This is a genomic window from Sporomusaceae bacterium ACPt (assembly GCA_041428575.1).
Classification (GTDB): Bacteria; Bacillota; Negativicutes; order Sporomusales; family Sporomusaceae; genus Sporomusa_D; species Sporomusa_D carbonis.
Genome location: CP155570.1, coordinates 847,237 through 867,601 on the forward strand (window position 1 = coordinate 847,237; position 20,365 = coordinate 867,601).

Genomic DNA, 20,365 nt, shown 5'->3' on the forward strand with positions numbered 1-20,365 from the left:
AAGTATTTGATTATTTATCCGAAGGGAGGTGTGGATTATGGCTAATCTTATGGTAGGCATTGACGTTAGCCTCCGCTCTCATTCTGTACAGTTCATGAATGATTGTGGGGATGCTTTAGAATCTTTTAGCATTCCTAATAACCTGATAGGCGCTCAAACTCTACTTGAACGTATTCTTCAATCGGCTCAAAAACTTCAATCTGAACTTATTCGTGTAGGCATGGAAGCCACTTCGAATCTTGGTTGGCATTTGGCTCATTTCCTTAAAGCTAACCTCCATCAAACCCAAGGTTCCAAAGCTCAGGTCTTTGTCCTTAATGCTAGAAAAGTGGCTCGTTTTAAGAAAGGCTATGATACTCTTCCTAAGAACGACCGCATTGATGCCTGGGTGATTGCAGATCAACTTCGGTTTGGCCGTCTTCCACATGAGTTGACTTCTACTATTCAATTTGAGGCTCTCCAGCGTTTGACCCGAACCCGCTTTCACCTTATGCAAAATATCGCCCGCGATAAAACCTACTTTCTCAATCAAGTCTTTTTGAAATTTAGTGGGCTTCGCCAAGATAATCCCTTTTCCAATATGTTTGGCTCTACTTGTTTAGCTGTTTTGCAAGAACTTGAACCTGAACAGATTGTCTCTATGTCCATTACAGAGTTAGTAGACTTTTTGAAGGAAAAAGGGAAGAATCGCTTTGACGATCCGGAGCAATTGGCTTCTTTCTTGCAAAAACTTGCCCGCTCGTCTTATCGTCTTGATAAAGCTATGGCTGATCCTGTTAATCTCTCATTATCCGTTATGCTCAGTGTTATTCAGACTATGGAAAAAGAAATTGCCAAACTGGATAAAGAGATTGAAAAAATCATGAAGTCCATTCCCGAAACCTTATCATCTGTGAAAGGGATTGGGCCGGTCTTTGCCGCCGGTATTATCGCCGAAATTAGCGATATCGCTCGCTTTTCTCACCACAATTCTCTTGCTAAGTATGCTGGACTTGTTTGGTCTCAGTACCAATCGGGAGAGTTTGAAAGTGAGGAAACCAAGCGAGTTCGTACAGGCAATAAATATCTGAGGTATTATCTAATACAGGCAGCTAACCTCGTTCGTCGATATGACAGTGAGTATGCTGCTTTTTACGCCGAAAAATATGCCCAAGCATTCAAGCATCATCACAAACGTGCTCTCGTCTTAACTGCCCGAAAACTGGTACGGTTGGTCTTTATGCTACTAAAGACCAAGCAACTGTACACACCGCCTGAGAGGAGAGGTTAGTTTTTTCTTCTAATTGGCAGCCTTTAAAATACCTCATCTTTCTTACATAATTTGGTAGTTAAGGTGAGGTTTATTTGGTATACCCTTTTTTAGGCTAACTTCTAATTTCTCGTTATCTTTTTTCCAATTTTTCAGTTTTTCCATATTGACATTTTACCGCTAGGCTTTATATGGATTTAAAACCATAGTAAGGCAAATATATGACAAATGTATGACAAAGGGACGATTTAGCAAAACAATCTCTTTTTCATTGAAAACAGAAAGTTTCAACAATAGATATTGACTTTGATCTTGCAAGGCAGATTATAGTCAACTGCAATTGATATTTTTGAGTCTGATGGCATTTCTGTAGTTTCTGTAATTTTGAAATAAAGGAATTGGTGGTAGATAAAAATGCAGTTGCCTATTGAGTAGCCCTCAGGAACACCGGGGGCATTTTTGTTTGTAAAAATGACTACTCAGTCATAATTTTGTCACATTTTCGAATTATAATCCAAACAGGAAAATAAAGGAGGATACCATGCAGGAATTGTAATAAAACTTTCCTGAATTTGTAACTAATTTGTAACAATTAATAAGTGTTGTTTTGGTAAGATTTAAATATTTATCAGCTTTGAACAATTCATAGTGAGGCAGGTGCTTCTCTATTTAAAATAGATTTTCCCCTATTATAAACACTTTTTGTACCCAGTGGCAATATGTTACTGGTTTTTTTTTTTGCGTCCATTTTCGAAGGATACCCGCAGGGGATAGTTTACTAAGATTATTATGCTTCAGCGTAGAATTACTTCTGGTAACAATAATCTTATGACGGTTCTTAATTATAGTGCTAGCTAAAGGACTAGGGCGGCTGTAGCAAAGCTGCTGCATATCTCATACTATATAATATCTTAACGTACTACATAGTAAAGGAGGAATATTTATGGGTTTTGGTTTTGGTGGCTGTGGTGGTCGTAGTAACAGTTGGGTCATAATTATCATTATAATTATTTTACTGTTTTGTTGTTTCGAGGATGACTGCTGTTCACCATGCGATTAATTGTCCGCAATATACAAACATGGTTGCTGACAAGAAACAATAAGCAGGCGTGTTAGCCTGCTTATTGTTTCTTGTCTTTGTATCCACGGAATGGATACTGTAGCGGGGTATTTATTTTCTTTTATTTTATAGTATGCTGTATTGATTCTATATAGTATCCAATAAAGATTTACAGGCGTGTTGTTAGTATAAGCGTAAGTCAAGCGCCAGCGGTGGAGCGTTACTAACAACACGCCTAGAAAAAATCTTTATTGGATTTCATATAGCTGAACCGGTTCCCTATCCTGATGAGAATTAAATTTTCTGAAAATACCACTTGTAAAAATACTATACTTATGTTATTATTTAGGTAAGCACCATCCTTATAGCGCCGGAGATTCAACCCATATGCAGTAGGTAGAAAACCTTAGTTTTTCGTTTGTTGCAAATAGGTTAATTGGTATGGCAGGATAGTGTTTTTTGTTGTCGTTAGGAATGACCGATTGAAGCATGTTCCCATCTGTTGTAAAAATCAATATGTCTTGTTCGAAAGTAAGTGGTCTGAGATTACCGGTGTACAATGAATGCTATAGGGATGGGTGCTTTAAGTAGGGGGAAGGGGAACCTTCCCCCTGTTATTTTTTACCGAAATGAGAGATTACATTCATGTATTAATCCAAGTACTGTTTGTGTCGAGCAACGACTTCGGTTTGGTAAAACATAAGGCTCAAGCCTCCAGCATATGGTAGTAAAAAAGGAAATACCAGGTGATGGAGGACAGGGAGCACTATGTTTAAAATGTTATTGGGTCTTTGTATGCTGTTGCTGGGTATCTTTGTTATGCGTTATGGTCTTCGGAAAGCATTATGGCATCAATTGCACAGAGCTTTGGAGAAAATGACCAAAACTCCCTTACGTGGCCTGATTTTAGGGACGATAGCCGCTGCCTTATTTCAGAGCAGCACAACAGTGTGCCTGATTACAATCGGCTTGGTAGGGGCCGACTATATGTCCTTCCGCCAGGCTTTAGGCGTCATCTTAGGGGCAAATATTGGCACATGCTCTACTGTTCAGTTGATCAACTTCTCGTTGCCTGCCGACTACATCCTGCCCCTGATATTGATTGCCATGCTGCTGAGTATTTTCAGAAAGTTTCGGTATGTAGGGCTGGCCCTTACCGGATTGTTTAGCATGTTTGCCGGTCTGGATTTATTAGTTAAGGGCATTTCCGGTTTGTCTAATCTCAACGAGATTGCCGGATATTTAATAATGGCAAAATCTCAGCCTCTTTACGGTATATGGGGGGGTATCTTTGTGACAATGATTTTTCAATCAAGCAGTGCCGCTACCGCATTACTTATGCTGCTGGCAGATATGGGACTTGTCGATATAACGACCGCTGCGTATGTGATTTATGGCAACAACATAGGGTCATGCGCATCCTCAGTTGTTTTCAGCGCAGCAGCTCCTATCGCTGCCAGGCAGGTTGCGTTGTCCCACATTGTACTAAATGTAGTGGGAGTTCTCGTCTTTTTCCCTATGACTCCATTGTTAGTAATTGCCGCCAGGTTTTTTACCGGCGATTTCAGCGGTCAAGTGGCAACTATTCATACTCTGTTTAACCTCCTGTCATCCCTGTTAGTACTTCCGTTATCCAGGCAATTTACCAACTTAATATTTTTTCTTATGCCGAACAAAACCAAATACTAAACGATTGGCGAGGGCACTTGCATCTTCCGGGGAAATCAACTAAAATTACATATATTAACTGGTGCTGAGGTATAGTTTACATGGAACAGATGAAAAAAATACCATATGGGATTGTTTCTGCTGCTGGAGCTTATATGCTTTGGGGCATCTTGCCGATATATTGGAAGCTTGTTTCCGAGGTGCCCGCTCATGAAATTCTGGCTCATCGTATCTTTTGGTCCTTTATTTTTATGCTATGTGTAGTAATATTCGTTAATCGGAAGAAGCCGATTTTGACTGAAATGAGACAAGTGATCGCAGAACCAAAAAAACTGCTGGCTGTGACGATGGGATCCATGCTTATTAGTTTAAATTGGTTTCTTTATATTTGGGCGGTTAATAGCGACCGGGTGATTGAGACGAGTCTGGGTTATTATATCAATCCGCTTTTCAGCGTTCTACTGGCTGTAATCGTTCTGAAAGAACGGTTGTCTTACTGGCAGATTATTGCTGTTTTTCTGGCAATGATTGGTGTGCTCAACATGACGGTGCATTTCGGGGCTATTCCCTGGGTTGCTTTGCTACTGGCTGTTACCTTTGGTTTGTACGGGTTATGCAAGAAGATGGCAAACATTACGGCCATTACGAGCATTACACTGGAGACACTTGTCATGACACCTTTTGCCTTTCTCTATTTGGTATATGTCAATGTTCAGGGGGCGGGATATTTGCTGGACTTTTCCGGAACTTCCGGATTTTTAATCGGGACGGGAATTGTGACAGCCGTACCTTTATTGCTGTTTGCGCATGGTGCTAACAAATTATCATTGACAGTGCTTGGGTTTATTCAATACTTATCTCCTACGATTGCGCTGATGTTGGGAATATTTTTATACCATGAGCCCTTTACCAAAATTCATCTCGTGTCTTTTGGTTTTATTTGGGTAGCGTTAGGGTTATTTTCGCTCTCGAAGACAGAGTTATTTATGCAAATCGAGTCACTGGTGCTAAGAAAGCTGGCGGCTCCCAGCCGATAATCTCCTGTACTTTAAAATTTCCGCCGAAACTGCTTGCTATAATCTGCATACGAGAATTTTATCCATAGTAACAGAAGCTACAACCACTAGGCCGGTTGTAGCTTCTGTTGCTGCTAAATCTAAAATCGCTTTATTACTTACCGGAACAAATAGTCGGGCTGCTTTCTTGTTGTTCAAGCCGGATAAATTGGGCTGATACAAAATTAAGAAGAGCAATGACCGCGCCGCCGATGAATACGTACTTATAGCCGTTAGGCCCGCCGTTATACCACACCAGACCGCCCACGATGGGCAAGAACATGGTGACGATGTGGTCAATGCTGATACCGAGAGAAAGACTGGGAGAAACATCTTCAGGTACCAAGGCCAGCTTTTTCATATAGGTAGCCCTGGCCATGCTAACTGAACTCATGCTCTGGTCCAGGACGTAGCAGGTGCAGATAACGAGCAAAGCCAGTGATGGGTTAAACAGGTCGGCGGCAAAGGCATATCCCAGGCAGACAAAGAAGAAGGCCACTGCCTCGCCGGCAAGAATAACCTTTTCTCCAAGTTTGTCGATCATATGTCCAATCCAAGGTTTCACGACAATGCCGGTTACTGAGATGATGAAGAACAGCACCGTCATGGTGGTTACTTCTTGGTGGAAGACATCGACCAATACCCACGGCCCGAAGGTGATGAAAATCTGCTTGCGGGCCCCGTATAACACGCACAGCCAGTAGTAAAGTCCATATTCTTTCCTGAAGATAAAGCGGCTAGGTTCTTTAATCTGCCGGGTTTGTTTGATGAAAAAGAGGCATACGGCCGCCAACAGGAAAGCCAAGGCACCGATAGTAAAAGAAGTTGTATAGCTGATATGCACAAACCGGAAAAGTGCCCATAGTACAGCACTGCTGAGGACTAAGGCAACGGTATTGACAGCATTCATTTGCCCCAGCTTCTGGCCGAGTTCCCCGGAAGTAGCAAAGCTCATGCCAATACTGTTAGACATGGGGAGGTAAATATGAGTTCCCATGTTGTAGATGAAGATAGTCAGTACCACTAAGCTATATTCGGACGGGATGATGCCCAGGGAAAACATTCCCACAGCAGACAGAATGTTGGCTACAACCGTGGTTCGTATATCTCCCAGTGAGGCTAAAAGGCCAATGACGATGACTACCAGCAGACCTGGCAGCTCCCGTGGGAACTCCAGCGCGGACCGTTGGAGAATCATCATGCCCAGATTTTCTTTTAGATAGTTGTTTAGCGTTGCGCCGTCCACACTCTGACCGATACCGATAAAAGCAGTGGACAAGAGAAAGAAAAAGTAGTTACGGTCTATGCTGCGGAAGATGCCTGTTGTCATGGTAGATACCTCTTTTCAAATGAATACATTGTGTCTAAGGTTAGCATAATGTTGATGCTTAACTGCCCGGCATGGTAATATTATAACGATAAACTGCTGGAAATTCATTAATAATGTTGCTGAATAATAGCATAATTTTGATTGGTGGTGATTGGAATGGATATTGATGCGAACGGCCGGCGGCGGGATTATGATATGGACTGGGAATTTCCGGTGGAAGTTATTCGGAATGAGTATAAGGAACTGGGGCCTATGTTCGCGAGTCATTGGCACGAGCAATTTCAAATGCTATATTTTGATCAAGGCGAGGCCCTGATTTATTGTAACTCCAAGCCTATTCAAGTGAGGGCAGGTGAACTCGTGGTTATTAACGGCAGCGACTTGCATTATGGTGAAAACCTATGCCGGCAACTGGTCTACTACTTAATAAAAGTTGATCTTTCTTTTCTTCTCAGTAATCAGGCAGATCTGTGTCAAACCAAGTACATGGCGCCATTAGTGCAAAGCCAGATTCTTTTTCGTAATTATATTGGTCAGGACGATGAATTGTTAGAACAAGTGCGTCAACTTATCGGCGAGTATTACCGAAAAGAGATAGGGTACGAATTGGCAGTCAAGTCGTATATTTATCGCATCCTGGTTTTGTTGATGCGGCATTATGGTGAACAAGCAATTGATGAGACAGAGCTGGGCTGCCAGCGCAAAACCTTGCATCTTTTGCGGCCGGTGTTAGAGTATATGGACCGGCATTACCACGAAAAAGTCAGCCTGGGACAGCTAGCGGCGATGGCCAACATGAGCCGGCATTATTTTTGCCGGCTGTTCAGAAAAATTACAGGAAAGCCGCCGGTAGAGTACATGAACTGCTTGCGTATCAACCAGGCGGTAACGTTATTGCAGGAGAGTGATCTCAATATCAGTGAGATTGCCGGGGCTGTTGGATTTAATGACAGCAATTATTTCAGCCGTCTGTTTAAAAAGTACAAACACGTGTCCCCTTCTGAAATGCAGAAAGGGTCTGCCAGCCGGAAATATACTGCAGGGCATTCTGGATTGCAGTAATGCCTTTTGCCTGATATAAAGCATATGGATGCGCAAACACACCAGGCCCTGACCGGGATTAGCAATCAGATGATTTTGGAAAACATTAAGTCGATTGGCCAAATCCACCCGTATACCGTAATACGTGTCCCTTGATCAACGGTATAAATACGGACGAAGAAAATATCCGGTCAATGTGCAGGTTTCTCAAGCAGCATACGCAAATTGCCGGAATTGAACTTTTGCATTATCATGATCTTGGCAAGGCAAAATACCGGGCCCTGGGGTATGAGGTAAATCCGCCATATACCTTTCCTGATATGACCCGTATCGAATATTTAAAACAAGTCATTTCTGAATACCATATTGATATTTTGGACTTTAGCTGATGCTTAAGGGTTACTGCTGAGGAAATCGCCGGTGGCTGGTAAAGTTTTGCTGTACAGGCAGAAAAAAATGAATTACAATGTAGTTAAACCAATTTAATGGCTAGGGGTGCCTTACGGCTGAGAGGAGAATAACTCCAACCCTTGAACCTGATGTGGCTAGTACCACCGTAGGGAAGCGTGGAGATTCTGAGTGAAAGCTTACCTTCGGGTAAGCTTTTTTTGGTGGAATCGTAGCTTCTTATACTGCTAGCTGGGTAATCCAATAAAAATGGGAAGAAGGGGAAGATATTGATGTATACTACTCAGATGGATGCCGCCAAAAAAGGCATAATTACCGATCAAATGCGTATCGTGGCTGAAAAGGAGAAGATGGATGCCGAGGTTTTACGCGGCTTAGTGGCCGAAGGCAAGGTTGCGATTCCCGCTAATAAGAACCACAGCAGCCTCAACCCGGAAGGGATCGGGCAGGGACTTCGTACTAAGATCAATGTTAATCTCGGTGTTTCCAAAGATTGTTATGATATTAATTTGGAACTGGCGAAAGCCAAAAAGGCTATTGAGTTAAAAGCCGAAGCCATTATGGATTTAAGCTGTTATGGCAAGACCCAGGAGTTTCGCCGTAATTTGGTCGAAATGTCATCGGCAATGATTGGCACAGTACCTATGTATGATGCGGTTGGCATGTTGGATAAAGATTTGAAGGACATTACAGTTGATGAATTTTTTGCTGTGGTGGAAAGACATGCCGAAGACGGTGTTGATTTTATGACCATTCATTGCGGGATGAACCGGGCTACTGCCGAACGGGTAAAGCGGAATAAGCGGTTAACTAACATTGTTTCGCGGGGTGGTTCGCTGCTGTTTGCCTGGATGGAGCTTAACAATCAGGAAAATCCATTTTATGAGTATTATGACCGACTCCTTGATATTTGCGAAAAGTATGATGTAACCCTGAGTTTAGGGGATGCTTGCCGTCCGGGATCGATCAACGACTCAACCGACCCTGCCCAAATTGAAGAGCTAATTACACTTGGCGAGTTAACCAAACGGGCCTGGGCCAGGAATGTACAAGTCATGATCGAAGGGCCGGGGCATATGGCGCTTAATGAGATTGCGGCCAATATGCTGCTAGAAAAAAAATTATGTCATGGTGCGCCATTTTACGTGCTGGGACCGATTGTAACCGATATTGCGCCAGGTTACGATCATATCACCAGTGCGATCGGCGGAGCGATCGCTGCTGCCAACGGGGCTGATTTTCTATGTTATGTAACGCCTGCTGAGCATCTTCGTTTACCCAATCTGGATGATATGAAGGAAGGAATTATCGCTGCACGGATTGCCGCCCATGCCGCCGATATAGCTAAAGGAATCGCAGGCGCACGCGAGTGGGATAACCAGATGAGTGCTGCCCGTGCTGACGTTGACTTCCCACGAATGATTGAATTGGCCATTGATCCTGAAAAAGCACGTATGTACCGGGCGGAATCAGCCCCGGAATGTGAAGATACGTGTACGATGTGCGGCAAAATGTGTCCCATGAAAAATATGAAGAAAATCTTGAACGGCGAAGATTTAAGCATCATATAAGCGGGGAGTACCCATTGGTGAAACACTGAGATAAGCTTAGAAATTGCCAGCATTCTGGGCCAAACCAACGTTTGGCAAGCCAATTGGATAAAGCATAAGCGAGCAGGCGTAAAGTCCAAAATGGACCTTAACCAGATTATCGGTGCTTCACCGGTGTTGGAAGCGGTCAAACAACAAGCCTGTCGCTATGCTATGGCTAGTTCTACAGTTCTGATTACTGGTGAATCAGGTACAGGCAAAGAAATGTTCGCTCAGAGTATTCATAATTTAAGCCCTCGCGCCGGCGAACCCGTTTGTTGCTGTTAACTGTGCCGCATTGCCGGAAAACTTACTGGAGAGTGAGTTGTCGGGACGGTTCAACGCCTGGAAACCGTCAGAGCGCTTTTACCGGAGTTATGGGTTCAAATTGACCGAAACAATTGAACACTGTATATGGGGGCAAAATGTAGTGGAAGAACGTTGGGATGTAGAAAATGAAAAGCCGGGTTTAGACGACAGTTGGAATGTGACTGATTATTGCGTATAGAAGCTCTCTGGTATAGAATTATAATAAAGTAATAGTAAGGGAGCAGTAGCTATGTTTGGCATTGTTCACTACGAAGTGTTTTTGATTGCCGGTATTATCCTCAATCTTACTCCTGGCTCAGATACCATATACATTTTAAGCCGTAGCATTTCCCAGGGCCGTGGGGCGGGTATTTACTCTGTCTTTGGCATTAGCTCCGGCATCGCTGTCCATACCTTGCTGGCGGCATTAGGACTATCGGTCATCCTGGCCCAATCTGCCCTGGCATTTAGCGTTGTCAAGATAGCTGGCGCCCTGTACCTGGGCTACTTAGGTATGACCAACCTGCTTGCCAAGAATAACACGCTGGTTTCACTGACCGGAAGCGTCATGTCCCATCGCGACATTTATCTGCAGGGGCTGCTCACCAATGTACTTAATCCCAAGGTTGCTCTCTTTTTTCTTTCCTTCCTGCCTCAGTTTATCGACTCGCAAAACAGCTACGGAATTGTGCCCTTTATATTTTTAGGAGTAACTTTCTTGACCACCGGCACTCTCTGGTGCTTATTGCTCGTTTTTTTCTCTGCCGGCGTAACAGAGTTTCTCCGGCAAAACCGCAAAGCGGCTTATATGATGAATAAAACCTGTGGCGCCATTTATTTGTTTCTGGGAATAAAGCTTCTTTCTGTTGAACGGTGATATTACTGGCAAGCTTTTTGAAGATGCAGGAAATCGGAACAATTGATTTTTGGTACTTTAGTCCTATGGAATAGGACCAAAGACTTGACGGTAGCTATAAATTAATCTATACTTGAAGCAGAATTTAAAATTGTGGCAAACTTATCGAAAGGTAAGGGCGCAAAGCCATGGGTCTAAGGACGTTTGTTTATGATTGCCAGGTTGCCGCTTCAAGTAAGCGTAATTAGTGCACTGGCATTCTCATGCCCAAGTGCGCTTTTGTCTTTTTTATGACAGGATTTGTTTTAAAGAAATACGGACAAACTGTCCTGCCAAGAAGCAAAACTGGTTAACCGGGCATTCAAGAAATTACCAGTTTGGAGGTATGGATGATGAGTAGAGAAGATATAGTGACAAAAGATACGGTCAGTAAGTTATTTTCTGATTTTCAAAAGAGGCTGGTTGAGCTCGACTGCAAACAAAAAGAAGAATTGGCCCATTTTATTCAAGCGATTGTTATCGGGACAGAACCCAGCAAGGTAACGCGACAGGAATCATATTTGCCTATCACTAAGGAAACCCTTGTTTAATCTGAATTACATAAAATGCAGCTCAGCTTATCATTGTAAGCTGAGCTGTATTTTATGTGTGTCAAGGGGGGCTTGGAGGAGATACTTGTTTTTTAATCCCACCCTTCCAGGGGAAAAATACCATTAAAATATTGATTATAGATCTTACATTGTATATCATAAAGATATAATCAGAATGATTCTTTATGTTTATTAAATAATTTTACCTGGATGGAATTGGGGGACGAAAGTGCGGATTAAGTTGATTGGCTGTTTTTCCACCAAAAATGAAATAGAAGGGATGGGGCTTTCCTCCACTATAGACTATGAATTTTTGGAATTTTCTTTACATGCTTTTCCGGAAGATTTGCACGTCGAGCTACAGCGGAGAATTGATGCCAGTCAGAACTATGACCTGATTATCCTGGCTTACGGACGGTGTTCCCATGCCGTGGAGGGGTTAGTGTCCGCTAGAGTGCCGATAGTTCTGCCCAGGGCCCATGATTGCATTAGTCTGTTGTTGGGTTCGGACCTGCGGCGGCAGCAAATGTCTGTCCTCAATCCGGCGGTGTATTATTTTAGTCAGGGCTGGCTGGAATATGGGCGGGACCCTTATGCCGAATACCGGGAATATGTGGATAAATACGGAGAGGATGATGCGGCATATTTGATCCAGACCCTTTATGGAACATATCGGGAAGCGGTATTGATCCGGACCTGCGAAGGGGAAAAACTGGAACAATGTAGGCAGAAGGTAAGGGCGATTGCCGGATTTTTTGGCTGGAAGGTCAGCGAGGTAGCGGGAGATCCTGGATTATTAGCTGCAGTCGTTAATGCGAGGCAACACCCGGATGTAATTTGGGTTGCCCCTGGCAACCCCATTTGTGTAGAGGGAGGGGAAAACTTTGTACATCAAAGTCAATTCTAAACCGTTGGCAGTAATGGAGGGAGAAAGCCTGATGGCGACCCTACTACGCCATAACCAGTTTGTGACCAACATTTGTAACGGGCGGGGAACGTGCGGCAAATGCAAGGTGAGAATTCTGAGTACGCCGCCGGAGCCGTCGGAACTGGAATACCAGAAGTTAAGTGCCGGGGAGATTGCCGACGGAATTCGGTTGGCTTGTCAGATTCAGCCCTATGCAGGTATGGAGCTTGTGTGCGGAGGGCACGGCAGCGTGGACAGGAAAGAGGGGCTTTTGTTTATCCCGGAGCAAGTAAGCGGCCAGCATTCCGGTCTACACCGGATCCAGGTTGAACTGGACCGGCCGTCCCTTGAAGATGAGCGGGGCGATTGGGACCGGCTGCTGCAGAAATTGCAGGCGACCTGTTCGCTTCCCCAACTGACGATAGGACTGCCGCAATTGCAGACATTGGCTTCATTGCTAAGACAGGAAAATTTTTCAGCTACGGTTATATTGTGGGAGCACCAGGTTTTGGCTGTTCAGCCGGGACATGGAACGGTACCTGTTTATGGCGTGGCCATTGATATTGGCACAACCAATATTGCTGTCGCACTATACGAGCTGGAAACCGGTCGCATGGTGCGACTGGCGGCGGCAGAAAATGGCCAGACCCGTTTTGGGGCTGATGTCATTTCCCGCATTGAATTTGCCAACCGCAGCCAGAACAACCGGGATTTGCTGCGTAAAGCGGTAACCGAGACCATTAATGGATTGTTAACTAAACTATGTACCGCAGCAGGCATTGACAACCGTGCTATTTTTAAGGCGGTTCTGGTCGGCAATACAACGATGCACCATCTGTTTCTCGGCCTCGATGTTTCCTATTTGGCTCTTTCACCTTTTGTGTCAGTGTGTAATGCTTCAATGGAATTGGGTGCCGCCGAAGTGGGACTTGATTTGCACCCTCAGGCCAGGGTACTCATGTTTCCCAATGTAGGTGGTTTTGTCGGCGGTGATACTGTGGGGGCCGTTTTTGGAGCTGAGGAACTACTGGCGACAGGACGCCACCTGTTGATCGATATTGGCACCAACTGCGAATTGTATTTGCAAGACGGTTCCCGGATGTGGGCTTGTTCTACTGCTGCCGGTCCTGCCTTTGAAGGAGCCGGAATTACTTATGGCATGCGGGCTCAGCCGGGCGCTATCGAACGTGTGCTGATCGACGAACAGGGAGTGACGATCGCGGTCATCGGTGGCGGAGCGGCTACAGGCATCTGTGGATCCGGACTTATTGAGGCCGTGCAGCAAATGCGCCGGGCCGGCATCATCAATCAACAGGGAGCCATCGTTGATCCGGAGGACTCCGAGGCACGAGCCGGTCTGGTTTACGGACTTAAAGACCGTATTCGTAATGGGCGGCATGGCCGGGAGTTTGTTTTGTCCTATAGTTCCAACGGTGATGATGTCGTCTTAACCCAGCGCGACATTAGCCAGTTGCAACTGGCCAAAGGGGCGGTTTGTGCCGGTATCCGGACGTTGCTGGACATTTCCGGACTGAAGTTGGACGATCTGGATAGTGTGGTGCTGGCCGGAACTTTTGCTGCTCATCTCAATTTGGCCAGTACGGTAGATATCGGTTTGATTCCTTATATGAGTATGCATAAATTGAAAACTGCAGGCAATGCGGCTCATGCCGGAGCAGTTAAAGCGCTGTTGGACCAAAGAGCTTTTGCAAGTTTGCGACAGCGGGCAGAAAACATTACTCATGTGGAATTGGGCGGAAGCAGTACCTTTAGCATGTATTTTATGGAGAGTATGTACATTGATCCATGTCATATCTAGTCTGTTATATCCTTGGTGCATTGCCTAGAGGCATTGAAGAGATCAACAGATTGGGGTGGGCCCGATGATTGACAGAAACTTGGTTGATCTACAATATCTCCAAGAAATAATGGAGAATTTTTCTAAAGCAACCGGTTTGCATGTGGCATTAGTAAATAAAAACGGGGAATCCTTTGGTCTTTTTGATACGGCTGAACGCTGTGAGTTCTGCAAGTATATCCGCAGTAAGCCCAAAGGGGTGGCAAAATGCCGGGCTTCCTATAAACAGGCTACCCAAGAAGCTTCCAAATGGGAAGAACCCTATTTTTTTCGTTGCCGTGCCGGGCTGGTCATCTGGGTTGTACCTATTAGTTTGCGTGGCATTTCACTGGGGAGTATTATCTGCAGTCAGGTGCTGCTGTGGAAACCGGACCGTTTTTTTTATCAAGAACTGCGTGAATTGAATCCGGAAGTCGACGATTTCGCCGAATTGGAGAGAAAAGTGGGTCAGCTGGATATTATTGCTCCTGACCGGTTTCAGGCTGCGGCCGATGTTTTGTATGTTACGGTCAATCAACTGATGAAACGGGACTTGCTTATTTTGGAAAAAGTTGAAACATACAAGATGCAACAGCGGATCCGGAAAGAGCTGGAAGACCGTAAAAGACAGCAGACAGCAGCAAAGGGAAGCAATGACTATGGCGCATATCTCCAGCGGGAGCGAAGCTTTCTGCGTTACATCCGGCTTGGTGACAAGCCCCGGGCTGAAAAGAACCTGCAAACGCTGCTGACGCATCTGTTTATCAAGACGGCCGGTGATCAGGCGACCATCAAAATGCGCATTAGCGAACTGGCCACTTTGGTTTCGCGTGCCGCTGTGGAAGGTGGCGCCGAAGCGGAAGCCGTGATGGTAATGCTGCATCAATTCAATGAGAAGATTAATGATTGCCGCCGGATGGAAGAATATTTTTCCCACATGCAAAAGCTGGTTACAGTGTTTTTGAACCAAAGCGTGTCATTGGGGGATAAGAGACACTCTGGTTTGGTTAATGAGGCCAAGAGTTTTATCCTGGAAAATTATTCAAGGAGTATTAAAGTTGATGATGTGGCGGCCCAGCTATTTATCAGCCCTTCTCACCTGTCGCGCTTGTTTCGGCAAGAACTCAACTGTACTGTCAATGACTATATTACCAGGGTGCGAGTAGAACAGGCTGTAGAACTGATGAAAAAACCTGAGCTGAGTGTTGCCCAGGTTTCTCAAGCAGTCGGCTTTCAGAGCCAAAGTTATTTTGCCAAAGTTTTCAGCAAATACATCGGTGTTGCGCCGCTGGTATATCGTAACAGTTTGTTTTGATAGGAGGGGGATGGCCTTGATTTATGCTGAAATTATTGAAAAAGTCAAGACCGGTGAGGCGGAAGCCGTTATGGAACTTTGCTCCAAAGCTTTATCCCAGGGGTATCCGGCTCTTTCTATTTTAGAAAAAGGGCTGATTGTCGGTATAGACAAGGTTGCGGACAAATATAGTCACCGGCGGGTCATCGTACCGGAAGTGTTAATGTCCTCCCGGGCTATGCATGCCGGTCTGTCGGTCTTGGAGCCGCATTTAAAATACAAAACAAAACGGCAGACAGGCACCATTGTGATCGGTACTGTAGCGGGAGATTTGCATGATATTGGCAAAAATCTGGTGAAGCTAACGGTGATGAGCACTGGGGCCCACATTGTCGATTTGGGGATTGATGTTACGCCGCAAAAATTCCTGCAGGCTGTGGATAAAACAAAGGCCGAGATATTGATGATGGCCGCGTTGTTGACTACTACTATGCCGGTGATGAAGAAAGTTATTGACGCTTTAGAGGATGCAGGTATGCGCAAAAGAATGATTGTTGCCGTAGGCGGGGCGCCGGTAGATGAAACTTTCGCCCGGGCAATTGGCGCTGATTGTTATTTCAAATGCGCTAATGACGCTAAACGTTTTTTGGAAAACAATTTAAATAAAATTGTACTGCGGCGGAAATTGGCTACATAGGAATTTGACGCAAATCTTGTGTTACATCTCACCAATATAAACAGCCGACCCTTTAATGTAAGGGCCGGCTGTTTCACTTTTAGGAGGTATGAGCTGCTCTGTCTTTAAAGAGTGGACTTTTTACTAGGAATAGTCCGTGATTTAGAGAATTTAGCTTGTTTTTTGCTTCACAATGTAAACTATGCAAGAATTGAATTCAAAAGAGCAGAACTGTAGCGAATTTTCAAAATAGCAGTAATGATATAATGAAACCAATCAAAGGTAATATTTGGGAAGATAACGATGTGTTAATTCTAAATGTTGATTCCCAAGTATTAACAAAAAACAAGCTGGATGATCCCAGAAAAAGCAAAAGGAGGAAGAAAAAATGGATTTAGGTCAACTTTCGCTTTATGTACAGAAGGGGAATGCTGCAAAGGCAAAAGAAATGGTAGCTGAGGCCCTGGCGCAAAATATTTCTCCAACAGAAATATTAAATACCGGGTTGATTGCTGCCATGAGCGTAGTAGGGGAAAAGTTCAAAAATAACGAAATGTATGTACCGGAAATGTTAATGGCGGCCAAAGCAATGAATGCAGGGATGCAAGTACTGGAACCTGTTTTAACGGCCACAGGGGTAAAACCTATCGGCAAAGCGGTTATTGGCACTGTTAAAGGGGATTTGCATGATATTGGGAAAAATCTGGTGCGCATGATGTTGAAAGGCGCAGGTATTGAAATGTTTGACTTAGGTATTGACGTACCTGCTCAAGCTTTTCTAAATAAAGCCCAAGAGGTTGGGGCCGATATAGTTTGTCTTTCCGCCTTGCTGACCACGACAATGCCTTATATGGAGAGTGTTATCAAAGAATTCGAAAAAGCCGGTGTACGGAGCCAATTTGTCTTTATGATCGGCGGAGCTCCTGTTAGCGAATCCTACGCCAAGAGCATTAAAGCTGATTATTATGCCGACGATGCTGTTGTGGCGGTCGATATTGCCAAAAAAATACTGGCGAAAAAACAATAAATGTTTTTAGGAGGTATATATAAATGGCTAAAACGTTTGATAAATTAGCTTATAATTCGTTAAACGATTTTGTATATGGCAGCGCGCCCAATCCTGTCAAATGCAAAAACGGGCTGGTTATCGGTGGCGGTGAAATCTACCCGGAACTTAATTTTACTTTGCCGCCCATGGAAGTTAACGCAAGTAACATGCCGGAAATTAAAGAAATCTATAGCGAAATGATCAACGGAGTGTTAAAACGGGCTAAAGAGTTGTATGTACCGGGACTTGTTGTGGAATTCGAAATGTTGCCGGAGATGACTCTTGTACCCGAATGGGGAATTGAAGTCAACAACCTTCTGCGCAATGCCATGTTTGAATTTGAAGCAAAATATGGGCTGAAAAGCGCTTTGCGCAGTACGCCCGGTGATGTGCGGGAATTTAAACGGCCGCCGCTTATGCGCAGCGGTGAAATTTTTGACAATCTCCTCAAGACAATCGAAGGATCTGCTAAAGGCGGGGCTGATTTTATTGCCATTGAATCCACCGGTGGCAAAGAAATACATGACGAGGCGCTTGTTAATGCCGATCTGACCAAGGTTATTTTTGCATTGGGGATAATGGGTACCCGGGATATGAAATTCCTCTGGGAGCACATCGTACGAATTGCTAATGAAAACGGATCCCAGGCGTCCGGCGATACCGCTTGCGGCTTTGCTAATACCGCCATGGTTCTGGCGCACAAAGGTTTTATTCCCAATGTATTTGCGGCAGTGGTACGGGTGGCGTCTGTAGCCAGGACTCTTGCGGCCTATGAAGCAGGCGCAGTCGGTCCGAACAAGGATTGTGGTTACGAAGGTGTTTATTCGAAAGCTATCGCCGGTGTGCCTATTGCGATGGAAGGAAAGTCGGCGGCGTGTGCCCATTTAAGCGCTGTCGGTAATATAGCCGCCTGTGTTGCCGACCTGTGGAGCAACGAATCGGTGACCAATGTTCGCCTCTTATCAGATATAGCGCCCATCGTTTTGGTCGAGCAGTTAATTTATGACTGCCGGTTGATGAATGTGGCCAAACAGAGAGGTTATGGCATTACCTTCCGGGATCTACTGGCCGAATCCGACTCAAAATGGGATCCCCAGGCCTATGTACTTCGTCCTGATGTAGTCTTTGACATCAGTAAAGAACTGATCAAAGCCAAGACTCCGTTCCTGAGGACTAAAGTTGGCGCTAAATTGGCCATTGATGCCATCAGGAAAGCGGTGGACAATAACGAAGTTCTCATTGCAGAACGGGAAAAATCCTGGTTGGATTACATGGATAATCAGGTGGAAGCTATTCCTGATGATGAAGAAAAATTCTGGCATGAAATAAAAGGCGAATTGGATCTGGATAAGTTCATCCCTTCCGAGTACGGTCTTGACTAATACCGGGATCTAGCCGGGAGTTAGTGGAAAGCGTATGGAGAAGCCTAGCGGTAAAATGTCAATATGGAAAAACTGAAAAATTGGAAAAAAGATAACGAGAAATTAGAAGTTAGCCTAAAAAAGGGTATACCAAATAAACCTCACCTTAACTACCAAATTATGTAAGAAAGATGAGGTATTTTAAAGGCTGCCAATTAGAAGAAAAAACTAACCTCTCCTCTCAGGCGGTGTGTACAGTTGCTTGGTCTTTAGTAGCATAAAGACCAACCGTACCAGTTTTCGGGCAGTTAAGACGAGAGCACGTTTGTGATGATGCTTGAATGCTTGGGCATATTTTTCGGCGTAAAAAGCAGCATACTCACTGTCATATCGACGAACGAGGTTAGCTGCCTGTATTAGATAATACCTCAGATATTTATTGCCTGTACGAACTCGCTTGGTTTCCTCACTTTCAAACTCTCCCGATTGGTACTGAGACCAAACAAGTCCAGCATACTTAGCAAGAGAATTGTGGTGAGAAAAGCGAGCGATATCGCTAATTTCGGCGATAATACCGGCGGCAAAGACCGGCCCAATCCCTTTCACAGATGATAAGGTTTCGGGAATGGACTTCATGATTTTTTCAATCTCTTTATCCAGTTTGGCAATTTCTTTTTCCATAGTCTGAATAACACTGAGCATAACGGATAATGAGAGATTAACAGGATCAGCCATAGCTTTATCAAGACGATAAGACGAGCGGGCAAGTTTTTGCAAGAAAGAAGCCAATTGCTCCGGATCGTCAAAGCGATTCTTCCCTTTTTCCTTCAAAAAGTCTACTAACTCTGTAATGGACATAGAGACAATCTGTTCAGGTTCAAGTTCTTGCAAAACAGCTAAACAAGTAGAGCCAAACATATTGGAAAAGGGATTATCTTGGCGAAGCCCACTAAATTTCAAAAAGACTTGATTGAGAAAGTAGGTTTTATCGCGGGCGATATTTTGCATAAGGTGAAAGCGGGTTCGGGTCAAACGCTGGAGAGCCTCAAATTGAATAGTAGAAGTCAACTCATGTGGAAGACGGCCAAACCGAAGTTGATCTGCAATCACCCAGGCATCAATGCGGTCGTTCTTAGGAAGAGTATCATAGCCTTTCTTAAAACGAGCCACTTTTCTAGCATTAAGGACAAAGACCTGAGCTTTGGAACCTTGGGTTTGATGGAGGTTAGCTTTAAGGAAATGAGCCAAATGCCAACCAAGATTCGAAGTGGCTTCCATGCCTACACGAATAAGTTCAGATTGAAGTTTTTGAGCCGATTGAAGAATACGTTCAAGTAGAGTTTGAGCGCCTATCAGGTTATTAGGAATGCTAAAAGATTCTAAAGCATCCCCACAATCATTCATGAACTGTACAGAATGAGAGCGGAGGCTAACGTCAATGCCTACCATAAGATTAGCCATAATCCACACCTCCCTTCGGATAAATAATCAAATACTTCTCAGACCTGGGTGCCCATGGGAACCATCTAAAGCAGCCTCGTCATCAGAACTCATGTACAGGAAACAGACAGTGTGGGTGCTACCCCCAGTTTCCAGACTGGTGCAACTAGCGGTTAGATACTCGATGATGGACCACGGGTAGCCGGCTTTCTACAGCAGTATCCAGTGTGGATCCGCAAGGAGGAGAAGAAATCTCCCGAAAAGTACCTGTCGATCCCATTGTCCCATGAGCAAGTCCAAGATTCAAGGTAGGTAATGAGTAAAAAAGGCAGTAAAAAACCAGCCAGCGACAGGGAGCATATACATACTCCGGCTGGCCGGTTTCAATCACTGTTGAATTGTAGCAACTCTGGAATTGGGCCTGTGCCCCGGGCGTATCAAATTGACGCCAAAGTAAGAATTGCTGACTTCAATCAGTGTTCTTATTCAGTTGAAGTTTATTAATCCATTCTGAAAAAGCGTCTTTAACCATAGAAGGAATTAACCACAACCTATAACCGCGCGCATTACAGGCTGAATGTGGATAATATTTCGGGGTAAAAAGAGCTTCTTCAGAATTGGGAACCGGTTCCCCGGAATATGTGTTT

At 44.4% G+C, this 20,365-nt stretch carries 16 protein-coding genes, 1 pseudogene and 2 riboswitches; of the genes and pseudogenes, 15 read left to right on the forward strand and 2 right to left on the reverse strand.

What is annotated here, in order from left to right:
* The first annotated feature begins 37 nt into the window (after positions 1-37).
* The 3 genes from SCACP_RS04165 to rarD all read left to right on the forward strand — a co-directional run bounded on the left by SCACP_RS04165 (position 38) and on the right by rarD (position 5,014).
* On the forward strand, positions 38-1,270 hold the full coding sequence (locus SCACP_RS04165) for an IS110 family transposase (RefSeq protein ID WP_425057924.1): 1,233 nt from the start codon (positions 38-40) through the stop codon (positions 1,268-1,270).
* Between the two features lie 1,807 nt (positions 1,271-3,077).
* Entirely contained in the window at positions 3,078-3,998 is a 921-nt protein-coding gene (locus tag SCACP_RS04170; protein ID WP_425060151.1) for a Na/Pi cotransporter family protein, read from the forward strand.
* Positions 3,999-4,087: 89 nt separating this feature from the next.
* Positions 4,088-5,014: an EamA family transporter RarD gene (rarD, locus tag SCACP_RS04175; RefSeq protein WP_425061319.1), complete on the forward strand. Its 927-nt coding sequence runs from the start codon at positions 4,088-4,090 to the stop codon at positions 5,012-5,014.
* Between the two features lie 133 nt (positions 5,015-5,147).
* Here rarD and SCACP_RS04180 read toward each other — a convergent pair whose 3' ends face one another.
* On the reverse strand, positions 5,148-6,362 hold the full coding sequence (locus SCACP_RS04180) for an MFS transporter (RefSeq protein WP_425060152.1): 1,215 nt from the start codon (positions 6,360-6,362) through the stop codon (positions 5,148-5,150).
* A gap of 156 nt (positions 6,363-6,518) precedes the next feature.
* Here SCACP_RS04180 and SCACP_RS04185 point away from each other — a divergent pair, with 156 nt between their 5' ends.
* The 12 genes and pseudogenes from SCACP_RS04185 (at position 6,519) to SCACP_RS04240 (ending at position 18,299) form a co-directional block, all read left to right on the forward strand.
* On the forward strand, positions 6,519-7,424 hold the full coding sequence (locus SCACP_RS04185; RefSeq protein ID WP_425060153.1) for a helix-turn-helix domain-containing protein: 906 nt from the start codon (positions 6,519-6,521) through the stop codon (positions 7,422-7,424).
* A gap of 131 nt (positions 7,425-7,555) precedes the next feature.
* On the forward strand, positions 7,556-7,792 hold the full coding sequence (locus SCACP_RS04190) for a hypothetical protein (protein WP_425060154.1): 237 nt from the start codon (positions 7,556-7,558) through the stop codon (positions 7,790-7,792).
* A gap of 92 nt (positions 7,793-7,884) precedes the next feature.
* Positions 7,885-7,983, forward strand: a riboswitch (TPP riboswitch).
* A gap of 97 nt (positions 7,984-8,080) precedes the next feature.
* Positions 8,081-9,382, forward strand: a complete 1,302-nt coding sequence (gene thiC / locus SCACP_RS04195) for a phosphomethylpyrimidine synthase ThiC (RefSeq protein ID WP_425060155.1) — start codon at positions 8,081-8,083, stop codon at positions 9,380-9,382.
* Between the two features lie 186 nt (positions 9,383-9,568).
* Positions 9,569-9,734 (forward strand): annotated as a pseudogene (locus SCACP_RS04200) (sigma 54-interacting transcriptional regulator); the annotation flags it as partial.
* Positions 9,735-9,959: 225 nt separating this feature from the next.
* Positions 9,960-10,586: a LysE family translocator gene (locus tag SCACP_RS04205; RefSeq protein WP_425060156.1), complete on the forward strand. Its 627-nt coding sequence runs from the start codon at positions 9,960-9,962 to the stop codon at positions 10,584-10,586.
* 124 nt (positions 10,587-10,710) lie between these two features.
* Positions 10,711-10,795: riboswitch (cyclic di-GMP riboswitch) on the forward strand.
* Between the two features lie 159 nt (positions 10,796-10,954).
* Positions 10,955-11,155: a hypothetical protein gene (locus SCACP_RS04210; RefSeq protein ID WP_425060157.1), complete on the forward strand. Its 201-nt coding sequence runs from the start codon at positions 10,955-10,957 to the stop codon at positions 11,153-11,155.
* 229 nt (positions 11,156-11,384) lie between these two features.
* Positions 11,385-12,062, forward strand: a complete 678-nt coding sequence (locus SCACP_RS04215; protein ID WP_425060158.1) for a DUF1638 domain-containing protein — start codon at positions 11,385-11,387, stop codon at positions 12,060-12,062.
* A complete protein-coding gene (locus SCACP_RS04220; RefSeq protein WP_425060159.1) occupies positions 12,040-13,881 on the forward strand; it encodes an ASKHA domain-containing protein in 1,842 nt (613 codons plus the stop codon). Before SCACP_RS04215 ends, SCACP_RS04220 begins: the two co-directional genes overlap by 23 nt.
* Before the next feature lie 64 nt (positions 13,882-13,945).
* Positions 13,946-15,214: a PocR ligand-binding domain-containing protein gene (locus SCACP_RS04225; RefSeq protein ID WP_425060160.1), complete on the forward strand. Its 1,269-nt coding sequence runs from the start codon at positions 13,946-13,948 to the stop codon at positions 15,212-15,214.
* A 16-nt stretch (positions 15,215-15,230) separates the two neighbouring features.
* Positions 15,231-15,890 carry a corrinoid protein gene (locus SCACP_RS04230; protein WP_425060161.1) on the forward strand — a complete coding sequence of 220 codons (660 nt, stop codon included), beginning with the start codon at positions 15,231-15,233 and terminating at the stop codon, positions 15,888-15,890.
* Between the two features lie 367 nt (positions 15,891-16,257).
* Entirely contained in the window at positions 16,258-16,896 is a 639-nt protein-coding gene (locus tag SCACP_RS04235) for a cobalamin B12-binding domain-containing protein (RefSeq protein ID WP_425060162.1), read from the forward strand.
* Between the two features lie 23 nt (positions 16,897-16,919).
* A complete protein-coding gene (locus tag SCACP_RS04240; RefSeq protein WP_425060163.1) occupies positions 16,920-18,299 on the forward strand; it encodes a methyltransferase MtaB domain-containing protein in 1,380 nt (459 codons plus the stop codon).
* A 207-nt stretch (positions 18,300-18,506) separates the two neighbouring features.
* Here SCACP_RS04240 and SCACP_RS04245 read toward each other — a convergent pair whose 3' ends face one another.
* Positions 18,507-19,739, reverse strand: a complete 1,233-nt coding sequence (locus SCACP_RS04245) for an IS110 family transposase (RefSeq protein ID WP_425057924.1) — start codon at positions 19,737-19,739, stop codon at positions 18,507-18,509.
* Positions 19,740-20,365 lie beyond the last annotated feature (626 nt).